Genomic DNA, 2,452 nt, shown 5'->3' with positions numbered 1-2,452 from the left:
CTGCGCTGAGCGCGACCGGCGGCACCTCCGGCGACGACGTGGCGGCCGGGCTGCTGGCCATGCTGCTCGCCGCCGCGCTGGCCCTGCTCGCCGCCGGCTACGGCCGGGGCGTCCACGAGCTGTGGGCCCGCCGGGGACGCGGCCGCGTGCTGCCCGGCTGGCGGGTGGCCGCCTTCGGCGTCGGCCTGCTCTGCGTGCTCGCCGCGCAGGACGGGCCGCTCGCCACCGCCGCCGAGCGGTCCTTCGCCGGACACATGACCCAGCACATGCTGCTGCTGCTCGGCGCCGGCCCGCTGCTCGCCGCCGGGGCCGCCGGCCTGCCGCTGACCCTGGCCTGCCCGTCGGCGCCCCGCCGCTGGCTGGCCCGGCTGCGGGTGTCCGGGCCGGTCCGCTGGCTCCGGCGACCGGCCGTGCTCGCGCTCACCGCCGGCGGGGTCCAGGCGGTGGTGCTCTGGTTCTGGCACCTGCCCGCGCCGTACGCGGCCGCCGAACGGCAGCCGCTCGCGCACGCCGTCGAGCACGCCTGCTTCCTCGGCTCGGCCTGGCTGCTGTGGGCGCCGCTGGTCGGCGCCCCCCGGCACCGGCTGCCCGTACCGGCCGGCATGCTGCTGCTGGTCGGCACCATGCTGCCCGCCTCGGCGCTCGGGGCGGTGCTGACCTTCGCGCCCCGGCCGATCTACCCGGCGAGCGTCCTCGGGCCCGACCCGCTGGCCGACCAGCAGCTGGCCGGGCTGCTGATGTGGGGACCGATGGACCTCGCCGTGCTCGCCGCCACCCTGACGGCGTTCCTGCGCTGGCTGCTGGGCCTGCAACGGCAGCGCCCCGAGCGGGTGACGCCACCCGAGTCCCCGCGCCCGGCGGCGGCCCACAGCGGCAGAGTCGTGCCATGAGCCGCCGCAATCCCCACCGCCGGCTGCTGCTGGTGGCGCTGCCGCTGCTGCTCACCCTGCCCGGCTGCGCGCACACCAACCCGCCGCCACCGCCGGAGGTACGCGCTGGCCGGCCCGATCGGGGCGCCGCGCTCATCGCCCAGTACGGCTGCGGCTCCTGCCACACCATCCCCGGCGTCGACCGGGCCAACGGTCTGGTCGGGCCGCCGTTGACCGGGATCGGCTCCCGCTCGTACATCGCCGGAAAGCTGGTGAACAACGCCGACAACCTGCAGCACTGGATCAGCGACCCGCAGTCCGTCGTGCCCGGCAACGCGATGCCGAACCTGGGCGTGAGCCCGATCGACGCCCAGGACATCGCCGCCTACCTGTACACCCTGGACTGAGTCGTGAGCGCACGGACGTACCGGTCGACGCGCCGGTGGTGGCATCCGGGACGGGCGGTCGTGCTCGGCGCGGCCCTCGCCCTGGCGGCCGGCCCCGCGGCCCTCGCCGCCCCCAGGACCCCCGCCGCCCCCGCGGCCCCGGCGCCCTCGGGCTCCGCCGCACCGGCCCCGGGCGGCCCGGCCAGCGGCGGGCGGGGGGAGGAACTGTTCCGGCAGAACTGCGCCACCTGCCACGGCCAGCAGGGCCAGGGCGCCCAGCGCGGGCCCTCGCTGGTCGGCGTCGGCCCCGCGTCGGTGGACTTCCAGCTCTCCACCGGGCGGATGCCGATCCCCGACGAGATCCAGCAGCCGCGCCACGGCGAGCCGGTCTTCTCCGCCGACGAGATCGCCGCCCTGGTCGACCACGTCGCGAGCTTCGGCGGGGGCGGCCCGCAGATCCCCCGGGTGGCGCCGGGCAGCCTCACCGCCGGCCGCCAGCTGTACGCCGAGAACTGCGCGGCCTGCCACGGCGCCACCGGCTCCGGCGCGCCCCTGACCAACGGCTGGATCGCCCCACCGCTGTACGACGCGACCTCCGTGCAGGTCGCCGAGGCGATCCGGGTCGGTCCCGGCCTCATGCCCGTCTTCCCGAGCCAGGTCCTCACCGACGAGCAGGTGAACGACCTGGCCACCTACGTGCGGCGGCTGCGCGCCGAGCACCTGGACCGGGGCGGCAACCCGCTGGGCCGGCTGGGGCCGCTGGCCGAAGGGATCGTCGCCTGGATCGTCACGCTCGGCCTGCTCGTGGCGGCGGCCCGCTGGCTCGGCAGGAAGGCGGGCGAATGAGGCGCCGCCCGCGGGTGCCGGCCGCCCCGCCCGGAGTGAACGGCCGGATCATCCTGTCCTTCCTGACCAGCGCGGCCGGTGCCATCGGCTTCGCGGTCACCTACGGTCTCGGCGGCCAGACCCAGTGGGAAGGGGTGTGCCTGGCGGTGGCGTTCGCCGGGCTGGCGACCGGCCTGGCGATCTGGGGACGACGGCTGGTACCGGCCGGCGGCTACGTCGAGGAGCACGAGGGCTTCACCCCGCCGCCGGCCGAGCAGGCGCGGACCGCGGCGGTGCTCACCGCGCCGGACAGCCCGATCCGCCGGCGTGGCCTGCTCGCCACGCTGGGGCTGGCGCTGACCGCGCTCGGCG

At 77.4% G+C, this 2,452-nt stretch carries 4 protein-coding genes; all 4 read left to right on the top strand.

Annotated elements, in window-relative coordinates; genetic code table 11:
* A partial coding sequence (locus tag ACWEVO_RS34970) for a cytochrome c oxidase assembly protein (protein ID WP_452311687.1) occupies positions 1–890 on the top strand: 890 nt, incomplete at its 5' end.
* Positions 887–1,276, top strand: coding sequence for a c-type cytochrome (locus ACWEVO_RS34965; protein ID WP_452311686.1), 390 nt, complete (start codon positions 887–889; stop codon positions 1,274–1,276). The genes ACWEVO_RS34970 and ACWEVO_RS34965, both read left to right, overlap by 4 nt.
* Before the next feature lie 3 nt (positions 1,277–1,279).
* The gene (gene qcrC / locus ACWEVO_RS34960; RefSeq protein ID WP_452311685.1) at positions 1,280–2,101 is read left to right on the top strand and encodes a cytochrome bc1 complex diheme cytochrome c subunit; all 822 of its coding nucleotides are present in this window, start codon (positions 1,280–1,282) and stop codon (positions 2,099–2,101) included.
* Positions 2,098–2,452 (top strand): hypothetical protein (locus tag ACWEVO_RS34955; protein WP_452311684.1); only part of this gene is annotated, 355 nt, incomplete at its 3' end. The genes qcrC and ACWEVO_RS34955, both read left to right, overlap by 4 nt.

Source organism: Micromonospora sp. NPDC003776, assembly GCF_053605645.1.
The sequence above is the reverse complement of the archived record's forward strand: the minus strand, read 5'-3'. Positions and strand labels throughout refer to the sequence as shown.

What these genes read in the sequence shown, in the direction of transcription:
- ACWEVO_RS34965 (WP_452311686.1), top strand. Translation starts at nt 887, where the DNA reads ATGAGCCGCCGCAATCCCCACCGCCGGCTGCTGCTGGTGGCGCTGCCG.